This window comes from Streptomyces sp. NPDC087300, assembly GCF_044744425.1.
Classification (GTDB): domain Bacteria; phylum Actinomycetota; class Actinomycetes; order Streptomycetales; family Streptomycetaceae; genus Streptomyces.
In genome coordinates this window covers 18,823-35,247 of the sequence record NZ_JBIUYI010000002.1, presented here as the reverse complement: position 1 = coordinate 35,247, position 16,425 = coordinate 18,823, and the positions used below count along the sequence as shown (strand labels likewise).

At 73.5% G+C, this 16,425-nt stretch carries 8 protein-coding genes; 1 reads left to right on the top strand and 7 read right to left on the bottom strand.

The annotated features are described in order from the left end of the window. Nucleotides 1–113 precede the first annotated feature (113 nt). The 7 genes from ACIO9J_RS05750 to ACIO9J_RS05720 all read right to left on the bottom strand — a co-directional run bounded on the left by ACIO9J_RS05750 (nucleotide 114) and on the right by ACIO9J_RS05720 (nucleotide 14,941). Nucleotides 114–1,943: a serine/threonine-protein kinase gene (locus ACIO9J_RS05750; RefSeq protein WP_401993148.1), complete on the bottom strand. Its 1,830-nt coding sequence runs from the start codon at nucleotides 1,941–1,943 to the stop codon at nucleotides 114–116. 21 nt (nucleotides 1,944–1,964) lie between these two features. After that, nucleotides 1,965–3,959: a serine/threonine-protein kinase gene (locus tag ACIO9J_RS05745; protein WP_401993145.1), complete on the bottom strand. Its 1,995-nt coding sequence runs from the start codon at nucleotides 3,957–3,959 to the stop codon at nucleotides 1,965–1,967. Between the two features lie 82 nt (nucleotides 3,960–4,041). Beyond that, a complete protein-coding gene (locus tag ACIO9J_RS05740; protein WP_401993142.1) occupies nucleotides 4,042–5,727 on the bottom strand; it encodes a protein kinase in 1,686 nt (561 codons plus the stop codon). 112 nt (nucleotides 5,728–5,839) lie between these two features. After that, a complete protein-coding gene (locus tag ACIO9J_RS05735; RefSeq protein ID WP_401995824.1) occupies nucleotides 5,840–7,495 on the bottom strand; it encodes a serine/threonine-protein kinase in 1,656 nt (551 codons plus the stop codon). 179 nt (nucleotides 7,496–7,674) lie between these two features. Continuing rightward, a complete protein-coding gene (locus ACIO9J_RS05730) occupies nucleotides 7,675–10,389 on the bottom strand; it encodes a protein kinase (protein WP_401993139.1) in 2,715 nt (904 codons plus the stop codon). Between the two features lie 204 nt (nucleotides 10,390–10,593). Then, nucleotides 10,594–12,648, bottom strand: coding sequence for a serine/threonine-protein kinase (locus ACIO9J_RS05725; protein WP_401993136.1), 2,055 nt, complete (start codon nucleotides 12,646–12,648; stop codon nucleotides 10,594–10,596). 583 nt (nucleotides 12,649–13,231) lie between these two features. Then, nucleotides 13,232–14,941: a glycerol-3-phosphate dehydrogenase/oxidase gene (locus tag ACIO9J_RS05720; protein WP_401993133.1), complete on the bottom strand. Its 1,710-nt coding sequence runs from the start codon at nucleotides 14,939–14,941 to the stop codon at nucleotides 13,232–13,234. A gap of 227 nt (nucleotides 14,942–15,168) precedes the next feature. Here ACIO9J_RS05720 and ACIO9J_RS05715 point away from each other — a divergent pair, with 227 nt between their 5' ends. After that, on the top strand, nucleotides 15,169–16,422 hold the full coding sequence (locus ACIO9J_RS05715) for a nucleotide sugar dehydrogenase (protein WP_401993130.1): 1,254 nt from the start codon (nucleotides 15,169–15,171) through the stop codon (nucleotides 16,420–16,422). Nucleotides 16,423–16,425: the final 3 nt, after the last annotated feature.

Genomic DNA, 16,425 nt, shown 5'->3' with positions numbered 1-16,425 from the left:
GGTACCCATCGGTAACGGCCCTTCACCAGTCAGGCACACGACGCCAGTGATTGCTGGCGACAAAGCCGCTGATCAGGGCGTCGTCACGGCGGATACCCGGCTTCCCGGCAATTTCAGGAGCCCGCGGCGGAGCCGGTCATGCTCTTTCCGATCTTGAGTCGGTCGCGCACTCCCTTGAAGAGCGCGGTGCCCTCCCGCTCCTCCCGCGTCCCCTTGGGCATGTCCACGCGCAGCTCGTAGAACTCCTGGTCGGCCGTGATGATCATGAGCTGCATGACCCGGGTCGCGGTGCCGTCGTCGTACGTCGTGTCGGCGATCGCGGCGTCGTACCCGTGGAAGGACGTCTTGGTGTAGTTCGTCCGCGCGTTCGTGTCGTTGTCGTGCCAGACCGACGCCTCCTGCTTCGCCCAGGTCATGGCGGGCGTCGACGCCGTGTCCTCCTTGGTCAGCCGCACCTGGAGCAGGCTGCCCTCGGAGGGGCTGTAGACGACGAGCCTGGCCGCGAGCCGCGCGTGGTCGGCGTCGCTGTCCTCGCGGGCGAAGACCTTGTACTTGGAAGGCACCGAGATCTGCGCGTCGAGCTCGCGTTCGGGCCGGGTCTTCCAGGCCGGGGCCTTCTCGGCGGGCTCGTCGGTGGCCAGGGTCCCGCCGCCAGGAGGGTCGTCCGGCCCGTCGGCCGGGGGACCCGCCTCGCCCTCCTCGTACGACGTGCCGCCCCCGCCGCCCACGGACACCCCGAGCCACACACCACCGCCCACGAGAAGCGCCCCGGCGAGCGCGGCGGCCAGCAGGGCGGGGGTGCGGCGGGACTTGGGGGTGGAGGTAGGGGTGGAGGTAGGGCTGGGGCTGGGGTCGGGCGCGGGCGTCGTCGTGCCGGCGCCAGGACCGGCCTCCGGCGCCGAACCCGACCCCGACATCTGCCCGGCCCGCGGCGCCGAACCCGACCCCGACGTCTGCCCGGCCCGCGCATCCCGCTCCCGCTCCGCCCCCGGACCCCGCCCCCGCGACATCCGCAGCGTCCCCACGTCGTCCGACAACTCCCGCATCCCCGAAGGGTCCTGCGCGGGCACCTGCCCGAACGGTTCCGGCAGCGCGCGGCCCTCCGCGACCGCTTCGAGCGCCGCCGCGATCTCGTACGCGTCGGGCCTGAGGTCCGGGTCCTTGGTCAGCAGCCGCTCGATCAGCGGCCCCAGCGCACCGGCCCGCACCGGCGGCGGCGCCTGCGCGGAGAGGACCGCGGCGAGCGTGGACTCCACCGTCGTACGGCGGAACGGGGACCAGCCCTCGACGGCCGCGTAGAGCAGCACGCCGAGCGACCACAGGTCGGACTCGGGGCCCGCGGCGCGCCCCGACATCCGCTCGGGGGCGATGAATTCGAGGGAGCCGACGAACTCGCCGCTCACCGTGAGCGACTCCTCGCCCTTGATGTGCGCGATGCCGAAGTCGGTGAGCACCACGCGGCCGTGCGTGCCGATGAGGACGTTGGCGGGCTTCACGTCGCGGTGCACGATGCCCCGCGCGTGCGCCGCCGCCAGCGCGCCGACGAGCGCGAGGCCGACGCGGGCCGACTCCGCGGGCGCCAGCGCCTCCCGCTGGAGCACCTCGTGCAGGGACTCGCCGCGGATCAACTCCATGACGATCCACGGCAGTCCGTCCTCGACCACCACGTCGTGGATGGTGACCGCCGCCGGGTGGTCGACCCCGGCCGCGGCGCGCGCCTCGCGGTGCAGCCTGGCGTACGCGCGCCGGTGCGCGGCGTCGTGCGGATCCCCCGGCAGCCGCGGCTGCTTGACCGCGACGTCCCGGCCGACCAGCTCGTCGACCGCGCGCCACACCGTGCCCATGCCCCCGGAACCGATGCGTTCGGCGAGCCGGTAGCGCCCGCCGATCAGGCGTCCGCCGCCCGAACCCGCCCCGTCCTGGCGTCCCCCGTCAGTGCTCATGCCACATGAGTACCCGGCGCCTCAGAGCCTGTCGAGTTCGAGATCGGCGATGGCGGTCTCCGCGACCTCGCGGCCGCGCTCGGTGAAGTCGCCCTTGCCGGGATAGTCGATCCAGAGCCGGTACATGTCACCGGACTTGGTCCGGTAGTAGAGGATCCTGGCCTCGTGCGGCAGCTCGGACTGCGAGTCGGTGTACGTGACCGTGTTCTCGGCGGCGCTCCGGTCCTCGTACTTCGTCTCCTTGGTCTTCGCGACGGGCGCGGGGTCGCTGGACATGTTGCTGAACGAGGTCTCGCCGCTCGCCTCGAACTTCTCCGCGTCGGCGTACGCCTGGGCGGCCGCGGTCCCCGCGACCTCCAGCGAGGTGTCCTTCTTCTCCGCGCGGTCGAGCGTGATGAACACGGCACCGCTGGGATCGCTGTACCTGACCCAGGACTTGTCCGTGTCGGTGTCCTCGGGCTTGCTCTCCACGTAGTCCTCGGGGGCGGAGACGGTGGCGGCGACCGCCTTCGCCTCGTGCTTCTTCCAGCCCTCCGCGTCCGAGCCGCCGAAGGGGTCCATGGCCACGAGCACGCCCGCGGCCACCGCGACGACGACCACACCGGCGACGGCCGCCAGCGCCTTGGGGCCCAGGAAGACCCCCTTGCCCCGCCGCCCCGCGCCGCCGGCGTCCGCGACCGTGACGACCTGCGTCGGCGCGGGCTGCGGGGGCTTGGCCGCCTCCTCCAGGAGGGCGCGGACCCGCGCGGCGTTCGGACGCTGCGCGGGGTCCTTGACCAGCAGGCGGTTGATCGCGTCGGCGAGCGGCCCCGACGCCGAAGCGGGGGCCGCGGGCGTCGCGTTCAGGACGGACTGGAGCGTCGCGGGGGTGTTGCTGCGACGGAAGGGCGAGACGCCCTCGGTGGCCGCGTACAGGACCACGCCGAGCGACCAGAGGTCCGACGCGGGCCCGGGGCGCTGCCCCAACACCCGCTCCGGCGCGATGAATTCGGGCGATCCGACGAAGCCGCCGGTGTCCGTCAGATTGGTCTCGCCCTCGATCTGGGCGATGCCGAAGTCGGTGAGGACGACCCGGTCGTGGTTGCCGAGCATCACGTTGTCCGGCTTCACGTCGCGGTGCAGGATGCCCGCGTGGTGCGCGGCGTCCAGGGCGTTCAGGACGTCGAGTCCGACGCGGGCCGCCTCGCGGGCGCCGAGCGTGCCCTCCTGGAGCGCGGCGCCGAGCGAACGGCCCCGCACCAGCTCCATGACGATCCAGGGCTGCCCGTCCTCGACGGCCACGTCATGGACGTTGACCACCGAGGGGTGGTCGAGCCGCGCCGCCGCGCGCGCCTCGCGGCGCATCCGCTCGAAGGCGTTGGCGCGTTCGCGCTCCGGCAGGTGGTCGGGGAGGCGCGGCTCCTTCACGGCGACCTCGCGGTCCACCGTCTCGTCCTTGGCCCGCCACACCGTGCCCATGCCGCCGTGGCCGAGCTTGGAGAGCAGCCGGTAGCGCCCCGCGACGAGCCGCCCCGCGCCCGGCTCGGCCGCGCCGCCCTGCTGGTGCGGCACGGCCTGGGTGGGCTGAGCGTACGGGGAGGACGGCGGCGTGGGAGCGGCGCCGGCCGACGGGGTGGCGGAGACCTGCGTGGCGGCGGGCTGCTGGTGCGGCTGCGGAGGCTGTCGGTGCGGCGGTGACTGGGGTTGCGGCTGTGACTGGGGTGACGACTGCGGCTGGTGCGACGGAGGCTGCGGCTGACCGCCGTCCGGCGCGTACGGGGTCCCGTCCTGGGCGTACGAGGCACCGTCCGCCGCGTACGAGGCACCGTCCTGCCCCCGCGGAGTGCCCTGCTGGGCGTACGGATTGCCCTCCTGCGCCTGCGGATCGCCGTCCTGCGCATACGGATTGCCCGGGAGCGCCCCACCGCTCTGCCCCGCTTGCCCGGACTGTCCCGGTACACCGGGCTGTTGCGGCGGCCGCAGTCCGAAACTGGTGGGATCGTTCCGGCCGGACGAGGCTCCCCCGTTGTCACTCATGCCCTCATGACTACCCTGCCGGGCGCATCGGTTTCCAGCCGGAAAGCCCACTTGTGACCGGGGTGATGCACGCGGCGGCGCCTCAGCGGCGTACGAACGTGTCGACCGCCGTGTCGAAGTAGCGCCGCGCCTCCTCCGCGTCCCCGACCGGCGCCGAGACCCACACGTCGTACATCCGGCCGCCCTCCTCCCAGCACAGGTCGTACGTGTGCCGGGCGCCCTCCGCCGCCGTGAAGCCGTCCCAGGTGAACTCCCACAGGGCGGCGGGCCTGCCGTTGTGCGTGGCCTCCGCGACCTCGCCGTCCCGGTAACCGGGGTTGTTGCGCGGTCCGGCGGCGGCGGCGCGGCGCTGCACGGCGAGCGGGCCGCCCTGTTCGGTGGCCGACTCCTTGATGCCGATGCGGTAGGTGCCGCCCGGCGAGACGTAGAAGACACGCGGCCCCTGCAGCTCGCGCCGGAAGCCGTCGGGGACGGCGAGCGTGAAGCCCTTCGGGTCCTTGACGACGCGGTAGCCGTCGGGGGCCTCGGGCGTCGAGGGGGCCGCGGTGGGCGTGGTCACGGTGACCGTGGGCGCCGGATGGCCGGACGCGGAGTGCGCGGGCGCGCCGCCGTCGTCGTCCCTGCCCATCAGGAGCGCGGCCGTGGCGAGCCCGGCCCCGGCGACGGCCGCCACCAGCGCGGCCGCGATCAGCACGGCCCTGCCGTGGCCCTGGCGCACCTGCCGCGCCCGCTCGTGCGCGGCGGCGGGCGGCAGCGCCCCGGCGGGTAGGTCGTACTGCGTGGGCGAGTATCCGGCGGGTCCGGGCGGTCCGCCGCGTCCGGGCGGCCCACCGCGCCCCGGCCGCCCTGGCCGCCCTGGCAGAACGTTCCTGCCGGGGCCGGGTCTCTCCCGCGCCGGATTCGGCATCCGGCCCGTGTCGACGTACGCCGTCAGGAGCCGTTCCGCCTCCTCCGCGTCGAGCCTGCGCACCGGATCGCGGTCGAGCAGGCCGAGCACGACGGGCAGCAGGGGCGCGACGGCGGCCGAGGGGCGGATCTCGTCGTAGACGACGGCGTGCAGGACACCGCCGATCGAATCGCGGCGGAACGGCGACTCACCGGCCAGCGCGGTGGCGAGCAGCGCGCCGAGCGACCACAGGTCGGACTCGGGCCCGGTCCGCTCCCCCGCCATCCGCTCGGGCGCCGTGTACTCGGGCGAACCCACGAACGAGCCGACCTCGGTGAGCGTGGTCGCCCCGGTGACCTGCGCGATCCCGAAGTCGGTGAGCACCACGCGCCCGGTCGCCCGTTCGAGCAGGACGTTGGCGGGCTTGAGGTCGCGGTGCAGGACGCCCGCCTCGTGCGCGGTGCGCAGGGCGCCCAGCAGATCGATGCCCATCCGGGCGACCGCGTGCGCGTCCAGCGGCCCGCCGCGCGCGATCCGCCCGGCGAGCGAGCCGCCCTCGATCAACTCCATGACGATGTACGGGTGTTCGTCCTGCACGACCACGTCGTGCACCACGATGACGTGCGGATGCCGCAGCTGCGCCACCGCCCGCGCCTCGCGCAGCGTCCGCTCGCGCTGCTGGTCCGCGTCGATCTCGGAGAGCGTCTCGTCGCGGTCCAGTTCCTTGACGGCGACCTTGCGCCCCAGGAGCAGATCGGTGGCGCGCCACACGACCCCCATGCCGCCCCGGCCGAGCCGTGCCTCCAGGCGGTAACGGCCCGCGATCACACGGGCGTTGCCGCCACCGGCGCCCCCGCCGGCGTGGTCTCCCAGGCTCCCCATGCGGCCATCATGCCCCACACGTGTGCGAACGGAATGGGCTTGACCGCGCCGCGGTCCTGTTCCGGCCGCTGCCCCCAGGCACCTCAGGGGTGCCAGGGGCGGTCGCGGGCGCTCAGTTCACTTTGCGCTCACGCCATCCCGCCAGCATCGCGTCGAACTGCTCCCGGGTGGCGTCCCAGCCCTTGGCGGGCGCCGACATGTAGATCGCGTACTCGACGCCGCCGGCACTGATGTAGTTCTGGCTGATGGCCCGGCGCTGACCCGCGGTCGTGTCGTTGGCGCCCGCCGTCCAGCTGAACTCCCAGAGGGCGCCGGGGCGGTCGCGGAAGGTGTTGGAGTTCAGGTAGAGCCGCTTGTACTCGGGCAGTTTGACCGCCAAGTTCTTGTCCAGGGCTGTCTGGTGCGCGTAGGGCGAGTCGAACTGCGGGTTCCTGTCGACGCCTATGCGCAGGAAGCGGCGGCCCCCGTCGGGCGTGTAGTCGATCTGGTTGCCGTTGACCTCGCGCTTCCACTTCTTGGGCAGCCGCAGGCTGAAGCCCTCCGGGTCGTCCACCCGCTCCCAGTCGGCGGGGATGCCGCCCACGGCCCTGCCGGGGCCGTCGTCGTCCGAGCGCGCCGCGTTGTTGTCGGCGTAGTGCAGATAGCCGAAGACACCGGCGCCGCCGAGCAGCGCGGCCACCACGACGAGGGCGATGGCCGCGGGCCACCTGCGGCGCTCGCGCGAAGGCGAGGCCCCCGAAGACGCCGAGGATATCGATGAGGGCGGGGACGGGCCGTCGGGGCCCGCGCCTCCGATGACGGTGGGCGCCTGGCCCTGCCGCCCGTGATGCGACGGAGAGGCCGGCGTCTGCCCGGCCTGCCCCTGTGCGTGCGCGGTCTGCGTCTGCCCCTGCCCGTACGGCCCGCCGGACGGGTGCACCTGCGTCGGCACGTACGCCTGCGCCTGGTGCGGCCTGCGCCCCTCGGCGGCCTCGGCCAGCATCGCCTCGGCCTCCTCCGCGGAGGGCCTGGCCGCCGGGTCCTTGCTGAGCAGCGCGCTGATGATGGGCGTGAGGGCCCCGGCGTGCTCGGGCGGCGAGGGCTCCTCGGTGACCACGGCCTGCATCGTGCCCAGCGGCGAGGTGCGCCGGAACGGGGAGTTGCCCTCGACCGCCGTGTACAGCGTGGCGCCGAGCGCCCACAGGTCGGACGCGGGGCCGGGGTTGGCGCCGCTGACCCGCTCGGGCGCCAGATAGTCGACGGAGCCCACGACCTCGCCGGTCCGCGTGATCGTGGAGTCTCCCTCGATCGCGGCGATGCCGAAGTCGGTGAGCAGGATGCGCCGGTCGTCGGCGAGCAGCACGTTGCCCGGCTTGACGTCGCGGTGCAGGACTCCGGCGGCGTGCGCGGCGCGCAGCGCCTTCAGGGTCCACAGGCCGATGCGCGCGGCCTCGACGGGCTCGACGCGGCCGTCGTCCTTGACGGCGTCCGCCAGCGAGCGCCCCTCGACCAGCTCCATCACGATCCACGGCCGGTCGTCGTACTGCACCACGTCGTGGACGGTGACGACCGCCGGGTGGTTGATCCGGGCGGCGGCCCGCGCCTCCGTCTGGGTGCGCGCGAAGAGGACCGCGCGGTCGGCCTCCTGCACGAACTGCGCGGCCGTCAGTTCCTTCACGGCGACGGCACGGTGCAGCACCTCGTCCTGCGCGCGCCACACCCGTCCCATGCCACCGCGGCCGATGGACTCACCGAGTCGGTAGCGGCCCGCGAGGAGCAGGCCCTGCATCTGATTCACGTTCCCCCGCAATGGTCTTGACAGGCCCAGGTTAAGGAGGGAAGCCCGTACAGGGAACCGGCGGGGGTCCACCAAGACCACACTGTGACGCTTGTCGTGGATGTTCCCTGCTGGTCGGAGGGGCCGTCGGGGCGTGGCCGAAATATGCCCCCGCAGGGCGGGACAGGGCGTCAGCCGACGACTTGATAGGTGGTGGACGCCTGCTCGTACAGCCGCGTCACCTCGTCCCGCTCCGCCTCGGGACCGCGCACCTGCACCACGTGGTACTTCCCGCCGACCACCATCGCGAGATTGCGTACGAAGACCTCGCGGCCCTCGGCGTCCTGCCAGGTGAACTGCCCCTCGGCCATGGCCCGCCCGCCGACGTCGATCCGCCGCATCCCGCTGGACGTCGCCCACGACGAGTCGCGGAAGGGCTGCAACTCACGCTCGTGCTCGCGCTGGTACTTCATCGGGTCGCTGCCGTAGCTGTCCGTGCCGTCCCGGCCCGGGACCAGGAGCAGCTCGAAGTCCCCGTGCGTGTAGCGGACCTGGCCCCTGCCGTTCTTCGGCTGGCGGTCCCAGCCGGTGGCGACGGCGACCCGGAAGCCCTCGGCGTCCTTGCGCAGCGCGAACCCCCGGGGCAGATCGGGGTCGGTGGTCTGCGGCTCCTGTGAACCCGGGTTCTTGGTCCTGGTCGGCTTCTCCTTGGGCTTGCCGCCCGGCTTCTCCTCGCCGCTCGGCCGCCCGCCCGGCTTGTCGCCGTCCTGCGTACCCGGCGCCGAACTGACCTCGCCCGCCGAGCCGGTGCGCCCGTCCGACCCGCGGTCGCCGGACTTGGGCATGAACACCATCGCGTACGCCACGGCCGCGACGAGCCCCATCAGGATCGCGATCAGCAGCAGCCGCCCGAGCGAACGGGGCCGCGCCCCGCCGCCGGGACGCGGCGCGCCCGGCCTGGACGCGCGCGGTCCCGGGTCACGGAGTCTGGTGGTCTCGCTCAGCCGGGCTTCCTTGGGCGGCCTGGCCTCCCGGGCAGTCTTCGGTGCCCGCGCGGCCCTGCCCTCCTTGCCCCTGCCCCGCTTGTGCTTGTGCCTCCCGTGCCCCTGCCCGGTGGTGGCGGGCGCGGCGGAGCGCCGCTTGCGCACGATCTCGCCGCGGCGGCGTACGACGGGCAGCCTGCCCGCGTCGTACGGCGGCACCGGCACGACGTGCGCCCCCGCCTCCGGCTCCGGCGCCGACCGCACCAAGGAGCGCAGCCAGCCGCCCAGTTCCTCGAAGTCGAGCCGCTCGGTCGGGTCCTGGCGGAGCAGCGACTCGACGACGGGGCGCAGTGGCCCGCACTCCTCGGCGAAGGCGGGCGGCTCCGCGCACACCATCTGCACGAGCTCGGCCGTGCTGTCCTCCGGGTACGGCGCGTGCCCCTGCACGGCACGGAAGAGCAGCGCGCCGAGGGCCCACAGGTCGGTGGACGGGCCGATGGGCGCGGCGAGCTGCCAGTTCTCGTGCACGGGCCCGGCCTGCTCGGGTGCCCAGCGCTCGGTGACGGCCCCGACGACGACCATGCGCGCGTGCCGGGCGCGCTCGGCGTCGAGCGCGGTGGTGGGGCCGCGGCGGGGGGCAGGGGCCGGGGCAGGGATCAGGGGGTCGGGCTGGTACTCGCGCTGGTGTTCCTGCTCGGGCTGGTGTTCCTGCTCGCGCGCGTGTTCCTGCTCGCGTTCGCGGTCACGGTCGCGGGAACTGTCCTGCGCGGAGCCCCTGTTGCGCGGCACCGCCCCGTGCCAGGGCTTCGTGTCGCCTGCGACTCCGTAGGGGTCCGAGATCCGTCCGGGCACGGCAGGCTCGTCGTCGCCCACCCGTCCCGCGGCCCGCGTGCCCGCGCGGTACGCCGCGATGGCCCCGGCCCGCGCGGCGCGCGCGTCACCCGGCGGCAGCCCCGCGGACTCCGGCGCGGGCTCGATCGCCCTGCTCCGGGACCGGCTGCCCTGGTCGCCGTACTCCTGATCGCGTCCCCGGCCCGGGTCCTGCCCTCGTTCCTGGCCTCGATCCTGGCCTCGATCCTGCCCCTGGTACCCGATCTGATCCCGGTACAGCGGCAGCCCGCGATTCCCGGACCGCCCGCTCTCGTCCCCGCCCCAGCGGTCGTCCCATCGGTCGTCCCCGCGCCGGACGGGCTCCTGGCCCGGCTCCCTGCCCGGTTCCCCGTGCGCGTCCCCGTACGACGCGACGTTCCCGACGGACCCCGCGGAGCCTGTCGCCTCGCCCTCCTCCTCGGGCCGCGGGTCGTACCCGCACAGCGCCTCCTCGGCCGCGCCCGCCGCGAGCCCGGTCAGCATCACCCGGCCGTCGTCGCATATCAGGACCGTGCGCGCCGTGATGTTCCGGTGCACCCAGCCGTGGCCGTGCAGCACCCGCAGCGCGGCGAGGACATCCGCCGCGACCTCCGCGGCCCGGTACGGACTCAGCGGCCGGTCGGCGAGCAGCGCGGCGAGCGGCCTGGCCGCCACCAACTCGCTGACTATCCACAGCGAGCCGCCCTCGGCGAACACGTCGAAGACCTGGTCGAGCCGTGGATGGTCGGGGATCTGCGCGGCGGACTGCGCCGCCTCCATGGCGCGCCGCACCGCGGGGTCGGCGGGGCTGCGCGTCGTACGCGCCGATGCCCGCCGCACGCCGGTGCCGCCCGGCGCCCCGGCCCGTGGCACGAACCCGGCGGGCAGATCGTGCAGCTCCTCGTCGTCGACCACTTCCGCGTCGACGATCTCGGGCAACGGAACCTGCCTGACCAGGACTTCCTGCCCGCTGTACGTGTCGAACGCGCGCGACTCGGCCAGCTCGTACTCGTCCGAGGGGGGCAACGGCAGGCGGTAGCGGTCGGCGAGCACCCGTCCCGCATAGTCGTCCACGACGCATCCCCCGTCCCGCCCGGCGGTCAATTCCGTTCGTCTTACGGTCTGTTGCGGCGGCGTACGGTCCGCAAGCACTCACGATACGTGTCCCGCACGACCCGCATTGAGGGGATAGGACATCTCAGCCCCGGAACCCAGGACTCCTCATGAGTCCTGGGTCCGGGGCCGATCTTCAGCTTCCGGCGTGCGTCCCGCGGGTCCTCAGGACTTCGGTTCGAACGTCTTGGTGAAGGTCTCCCAGGCGCCCTTGCGCTGCGCGCCGCCCCAGCCGTCGGACTTGGCGGTGTACATCATTCCGTAGCCGAGCCCGCCGTTGACGACGAAGCCGCGGTCTATCGACCGGTACTTGGTGCCGCCGTCGACATAGGTGAATTCCCAGTCCGCCGTGTTCCAGTCCCGGTAGTCCACCTTCTCTATGCGGATCCGGTCGTACTGGGAGCGCACCATGTAGTTCTCCTGGCTCTTCCAGTCGGCCACCGGGTTGTCCTTGGGAGTGGTGGTCCAACCGATCAGCAGCTTCTGCCCGTTCGGCCCGGTGAACCGTGCGCCCGCGCTGCCCGTGGACTGGTACTTCCAGCCCTTGGGCAGTCCTATGGAGAAACCCTGCCCGTGCTTGTACGTGGACGCGGCGCCGCCACCCGGCTTCTTGTCCTTGTCGTCCTTGCCCTCGTCCTTGCCCGGATCGCCCTTGCCCGCGTCCGGGTCCTCGTCCTTCTCCTTGCCCGAGTCGGCTCCGGTGCCCTTGTCCTCGCCGGCGCCGGTGCTCTTGTCGGCGTCCTTGCCGGACCCGGACCCCTTGCCGTCGCCGCCCGCGGTCGCCCCGCTGGACGCGGCCTTGTCGCCGCCCTTGCTGTCCTTGTCGGAGCCCTTGTCGTCGCCCCCGAGCGCGAAGGCGAGCACCGTCCCGAGGACCGCGAGCACGGCGACCACGGACACGATCACCAGGGTCCTGCGCGGCACCACGTCGGTGAGCGACGCCTTGACCGGCGCCCGCGGCGCCGTGCCGGGACGCGGCGGCACGGCGGCGTTCCCCGCCGCGGAACCGGTGGCCGGGCCCGTGCCCGTCGTCGCCCCGGCACCGCCCGCACCCGCGCCCCGCGCGGTCGCCGCGGCGGCCGCCTTGCGGACCGACCGCATGGCGCCCTTCAGCCGGTCGGCGGTCTCCTCGGCCTTGCGCCCGCCGAGCGTCCCTGAGGACCCGGCCGCGCCGGATCCGTGGGCGGCGGGAGGAGTCGAGGGAGCGGCGGGGGCAGGCGCGGCGGCGGACGCGGCGGCGCCCGCGGAGCCCGATCCACCGAGTCCCCGCTTGCCCAGGCCCTTCCTGCCGAGCCCCTTCTTGCCGGGCAGGGGCGGCAGCGGCACCACCTTGGTCGCCTCGACCGGCTCGGGATCCGCCGTGGGCTCCGGCGCGTGGATGACGTCCATCAGGAGCGCCCGCGCCCCCGTGTCGTCGAGCCGCTGCTCGGGGTCCTTGGCGAGCAGGCCGTAGATGACCTTCTCCAACGGTCCCGCGTTCTGCGGCTGTTCCACGTCCTCGGTCATCACCGCGGTGAGGGTCGCGATCGCCGACCCCTTGTCGTACGGCGGCACGCCTTCCACGGCCGCGTACAGCAGACCGCCGAGCGACCACATGTCGGCCGCGGGACCGGGCTTGTGCCCGCGCGCCCGCTCCGGCGAGATGTACGACGGCGCGCCGACGAGCATGCCGGTCGACGTGATCGACGGGTCGCCCTCGACCTGCGCGATGCCGAAGTCGGTGAGCACGACCCGGCCGTCCTCGGCGATCAGCACGTTCGACGGCTTCACGTCACGGTGCAGGATGCCCTCGCGGTGCGCGGACCGCAGCACGTCGAGCACGGCGAGCCCGACCTCGGCCGCCCGACGCGGCGTCAGCAGACCGTCCTCGCGGATCGCCTCCGCGAGCGACTTGCCCTCGACCAACTCCATCACGATCCACGGCCGGTCGTCCTCGTCGACCACGTCGTAGACCGTCACGGCGCTGGTGTTGCGGATCCGCGCGATCGCCTTGGCCTCGCGCAGCGTCCGCGTGATGAGGCGCCGCTTCTCCTCCTCGTCGATGCTCGAGGGGAACCGCAGTTCCTTCACCGCGACCGTACGGCCGAGCGTCTCGTCCTTGGCCCGCCACACCGTGCCCATGCCGCCGCGGCCGAGCACCTCTCCCAGCCGGTACCGGCCGGCGAGGAGACGTTCGCTCTCATCCCGACGGGCCTCACCCGTCTGCTCCGCGTCCGACATGCGTCCCCTCTGCTGCTCCCGCTGCTACCCGCGCAACCCGCCCTGACAGAGCCTTCATTGTCCCTTACTCAGGGACCGGTCGACGCCCAGGGTCCACCGTCCCTCATGAGGGACCGCGCACGAGGAGGGGACCGCCGTGCCGAGACCGGGCACGCTCCCGGCCGTCCTCCTCACGGCGGCCCTCATCAGGGGGACCGCCGGCCCGCCGCAGCCCTCGGCTCCGGCCGTGGACGCCACTCTTCCGCTGCTCACCGGCCGAGGCAAGGCCCCCACCGCCGAGCCGCCGACCCGCGCGGGGTCCGAACTCCCGCTGTCCGCGCGCCGCTCACGGCACCCGCGATCGCCCGTCCCGTCACACCGGCCACGCGCGTCGGGAGCGGCGCACGTCGGCACGGCGCGCCCGACGGCGACGCGCCTCGCGCACTTCGCCCGCACGGGCCCCACGCGCGACGGCCGACGCACCGTCACCTTCCGGGCCAACAAGGACGAACCGGCCGGCCACGGCCGGGAACCGGCGCTCGCGACCGTCCAGTTCCGCCCTCGCGCCCCCTGCTTCCCGACCCCGGCCGCTGCCCGCCCGCTCCTAACCGAGCGGCACGATGTCCGGCGCGCCGAGCCGCGCCGCGTCCGCCGTCAGGTCGTCCGGCTGCCGCTGCGATTCGCGCTCCGCCTCCACCCGCTTCTCGTAGTGCTGCACCTCCCGCTCGATCTGGTCCTTGTCCCAGCCCAGGACGGGCGCCATCAGCTCGGCGCACTCCCGGGCGCTGCGCGTGCCCCGGTCGAAGGTCTCGATCGAGATGCGGGTGCGCCGCGTCAGCACGTCGTCGAGGTGCCGCGCCCCCTCGTGCGAGGCCGCGTAGACCACCTCGGCGCGCAGATAGTCGTCCGCTCCCTGGAGCACCGCGCCGAGCGTGGGGTCGGCCGTCACCAGGTCGAGCACTTCCTCCGCGAGCGATCCGTACCGGTTCAACAGGTGCTCCACGCGCACCACATGAAGGCCCGTCCGCGCGGCGATCCTCGCGCGCGCGTTCCACATCGCCTTGTATCCCTCGGCGCCGACCAGCGGGATGTCCTCCGTGACACAGTCGGCGACGCGCTGGTCCAGGCCGTGCACCGCCTCGTCCACGGCGTCCTTGGCCATCACCCGGTACGTCGTGTACTTGCCGCCCGCGACGACCACGAGGCCGGGCGCCGGATGCGCCACCGTGTGCTCGCGCGACAGCTTGCTCGTGGCGTCCGACTCCCCGGCGAGCAGCGGCCGGAGCCCCGCGTACACGCCCTGGACGTCGTCGCGGGAGAGCGGCACCGCGAGCACCGAGTTCACATGCTCCAGGAGGTAGTCGATGTCGGCGCTGGACGCGGCCGGGTGCGCCTTGTCGAGGTCCCAGTCCGTGTCGGTCGTGCCCACGATCCAGTGCCGCCCCCACGGGATGACGAACAGGACGCTCTTCTCGGTCCGCAGGATCAGCCCGCTCGTGGAGTTGATCCGGTCCTTGGGCACCACCAGGTGGATGCCCTTGGACGCCCTGACGTGGAACTGGCCGCGCTCACCCACCATGGCCTGCGTGTCGTCCGTCCACACACCGGTGGCGTTGACGATCTGCTTGGCCCTGATCTCGTACTCCCCGCCGCCTTCCACGTCCTGCACCCGGGCGCCGACCACGCGCTCGCCCTCGCGCAGGAATCCGGTCACCTTCGCCCGGTTGGCGACCTTCGCGCCGTACGCCGACGCGGTGCGCACCAGCGTCGCCACATAGCGGGCGTCGTCCATCTGCGCGTCGTAGTACTGCATCGCCCCGACCAGGGCGTCCTTCTTCAGGCAGGGGGCGACGCGCAGTGCGTGGCGCCGGGTCAGGTGGCGGTGCATGGGCAGGCCGCGGCCGTGCCCGCGCGACATCGACATGGCGTCGTAGAGCGCGACGCCCGAGCCCGCGTACAGCCGCTCCCAGCCCTTGTGCTGCAAGGGGTAGAGGAAAGGCACCGGCTTCACCAGGTGCGGGGCGAGCCGCTCCAGGAGGAGCCCGCGCTCCTTCAGCGCCTCCCGCACCAGCGCGAAGTCGAGCATCTCCAGATAGCGCAGCCCGCCGTGGATCAGCTTGCTCGACCGGCTCGACGTGCCGGACGCCCAGTCCCTGGCCTCGACCAGGCCGGTGGAGAGGCCGCGGGTGACCGCGTCGAGGGCCGTGCCCGCGCCGACCACCCCCGCGCCCACGACCAGGATGTCCAGCTCCCGGTCGGCCATTCCCGCAAGTGACTCGGCACGCTCCGCCGGCCCCAGTGTCGCTGTCCTCACCGCTGCCTCCCGTTGCGATCGGGTGTGGTCGGACTCACATCATGCCCAGATTTCGGCCGCGCCCGCTGATCGCCGCCGCGGCCTGTGGACAACACTCCGGACTCGGGAGCCAGGCAATGCCGTATATCGGTCATATTTACTCCTAGTCTGACATTGCGCTGGTCCGCCTTGTCCACAGGGCTTGCGCACTCGTCCCGGTCCGGCTATTGGGAGGACGGCCCACCGCCATGCCCGCAGATCTCGCTGTCATCGGTCTCGGCCACCTCGGCCTGCCCCTCGCCCAGGCCGCCGTCGCAGGCGGCATCGCCACCATCGGATACGACCCCGTCCGCGCCGCCGACCTGGCGGGCGGCCGACTGCCCTGCGACGGCGCCGAGGGCACCCTCACCGCCGCCGACGTCCGCCGGATGCTCTCGGGGGGCTTCCGGCCGACCACCAACCCGGTCGAGCTCGGCCGGGTCCGCACCGCGGTCATCTGCGCCCCCACCCCGGCGGCCGCGGACCGCTCGCTCGACCTGAGCCAGGTGGCCGACGCCGCACGGGCCCTGGCCGCACGGCTGCGCCCGCACACCACGGTGATCCTGGAGTCACCCGCGTACCCGGGGAGCACGGAGGAATTCCTCCGCCCCATCCTCGAACAGGGATCGGGCCTGCGCGCGGGCCGCGACTTCCACCTCGCGTACTCCCCCGGCCGCCTCGACCCGGGCAACCGCAGGCACGGCTACGCGGGCACCCCCAAGGTCATCGGCGGCCTCACCCCGGCCTGCACGGAATCGGCCGCCGCCTTCTACGGCCGCCTCACCGACAAGGTCGTACGCGCGCGTGGCCCCCGCGAGGCCGAGACCGTGCACCTCCTGGAGACCAACTACCGGCACGTGAACATGGCCCTGGTCAACGAGATGGCGGTGCTCTGCCACGACCTGGGCATCGACCTCTGGGACGTCATCCGCTGCGCGGAGACCAAGCCGTTCGGCTTCCAGGCGTTCCGTCCCGGACCCGGCGTGGGCGGCCACGGCGTCCCCCTGGACATCCCCAACCCGTCCCGCGGCGCCCGCCCCCTGCGCATGGTCGAGCTGGCCCAGCAGGTCAACGACCGCATGCCCCAGTACGTCATCCAGCGCTCGGCGACCCTGCTCAACGAGCACGGCAAGTCCGCCCGCGGCGCCCGCGTCCTGCTCCTGGGCGTCACCTACAAGCCCGACCTCGCCGACCAGCAGGGCGCCCCCGCCCAGGAGGTGGCGACGCGCCTCATGGAGATGGGCGCGGCCGTCAGCTACCACGACCCCTACGTGCCGAACTGGAGCATCCTCGGCCGCCCCGTCCCGCGCGCCGACTCCCTCTACGAGGCGGCCGCCGACGCCGACCTCACGATCCTGCTCCAGCACCACCGCACGTACGACCTGCAAGGACTCGCGGTGAAGGCCCAACTCCTCCTGGACACCCGGGGCGCGACCCCGGCGGGCGCCGCCCACCGCCTCTAGGCA

Bases quoted from the DNA above. Each gene is read 5' to 3' on its own strand.
- ACIO9J_RS05750 (WP_401993148.1), bottom strand. From the start codon at position 1,943: ATGAGCACTGACGGGGGACGCCAGGACGGGGCGGGTTCGGGCGGCGGA.
- ACIO9J_RS05745 (WP_401993145.1), bottom strand. From the start codon at position 3,959: ATGAGTGACAACGGGGGAGCCTCGTCCGGCCGGAACGATCCCACCAGT.
- ACIO9J_RS05740 (WP_401993142.1), bottom strand. From the start codon at position 5,727: ATGGGGAGCCTGGGAGACCACGCCGGCGGGGGCGCCGGTGGCGGCAAC.
- ACIO9J_RS05735 (WP_401995824.1), bottom strand. From the start codon at position 7,495: ATGCAGGGCCTGCTCCTCGCGGGCCGCTACCGACTCGGTGAGTCCATC.
- ACIO9J_RS05725 (WP_401993136.1), bottom strand. From the start codon at position 12,648: ATGTCGGACGCGGAGCAGACGGGTGAGGCCCGTCGGGATGAGAGCGAA.
- ACIO9J_RS05715 (WP_401993130.1), top strand. From the start codon at position 15,169: ATGCCCGCAGATCTCGCTGTCATCGGTCTCGGCCACCTCGGCCTGCCC.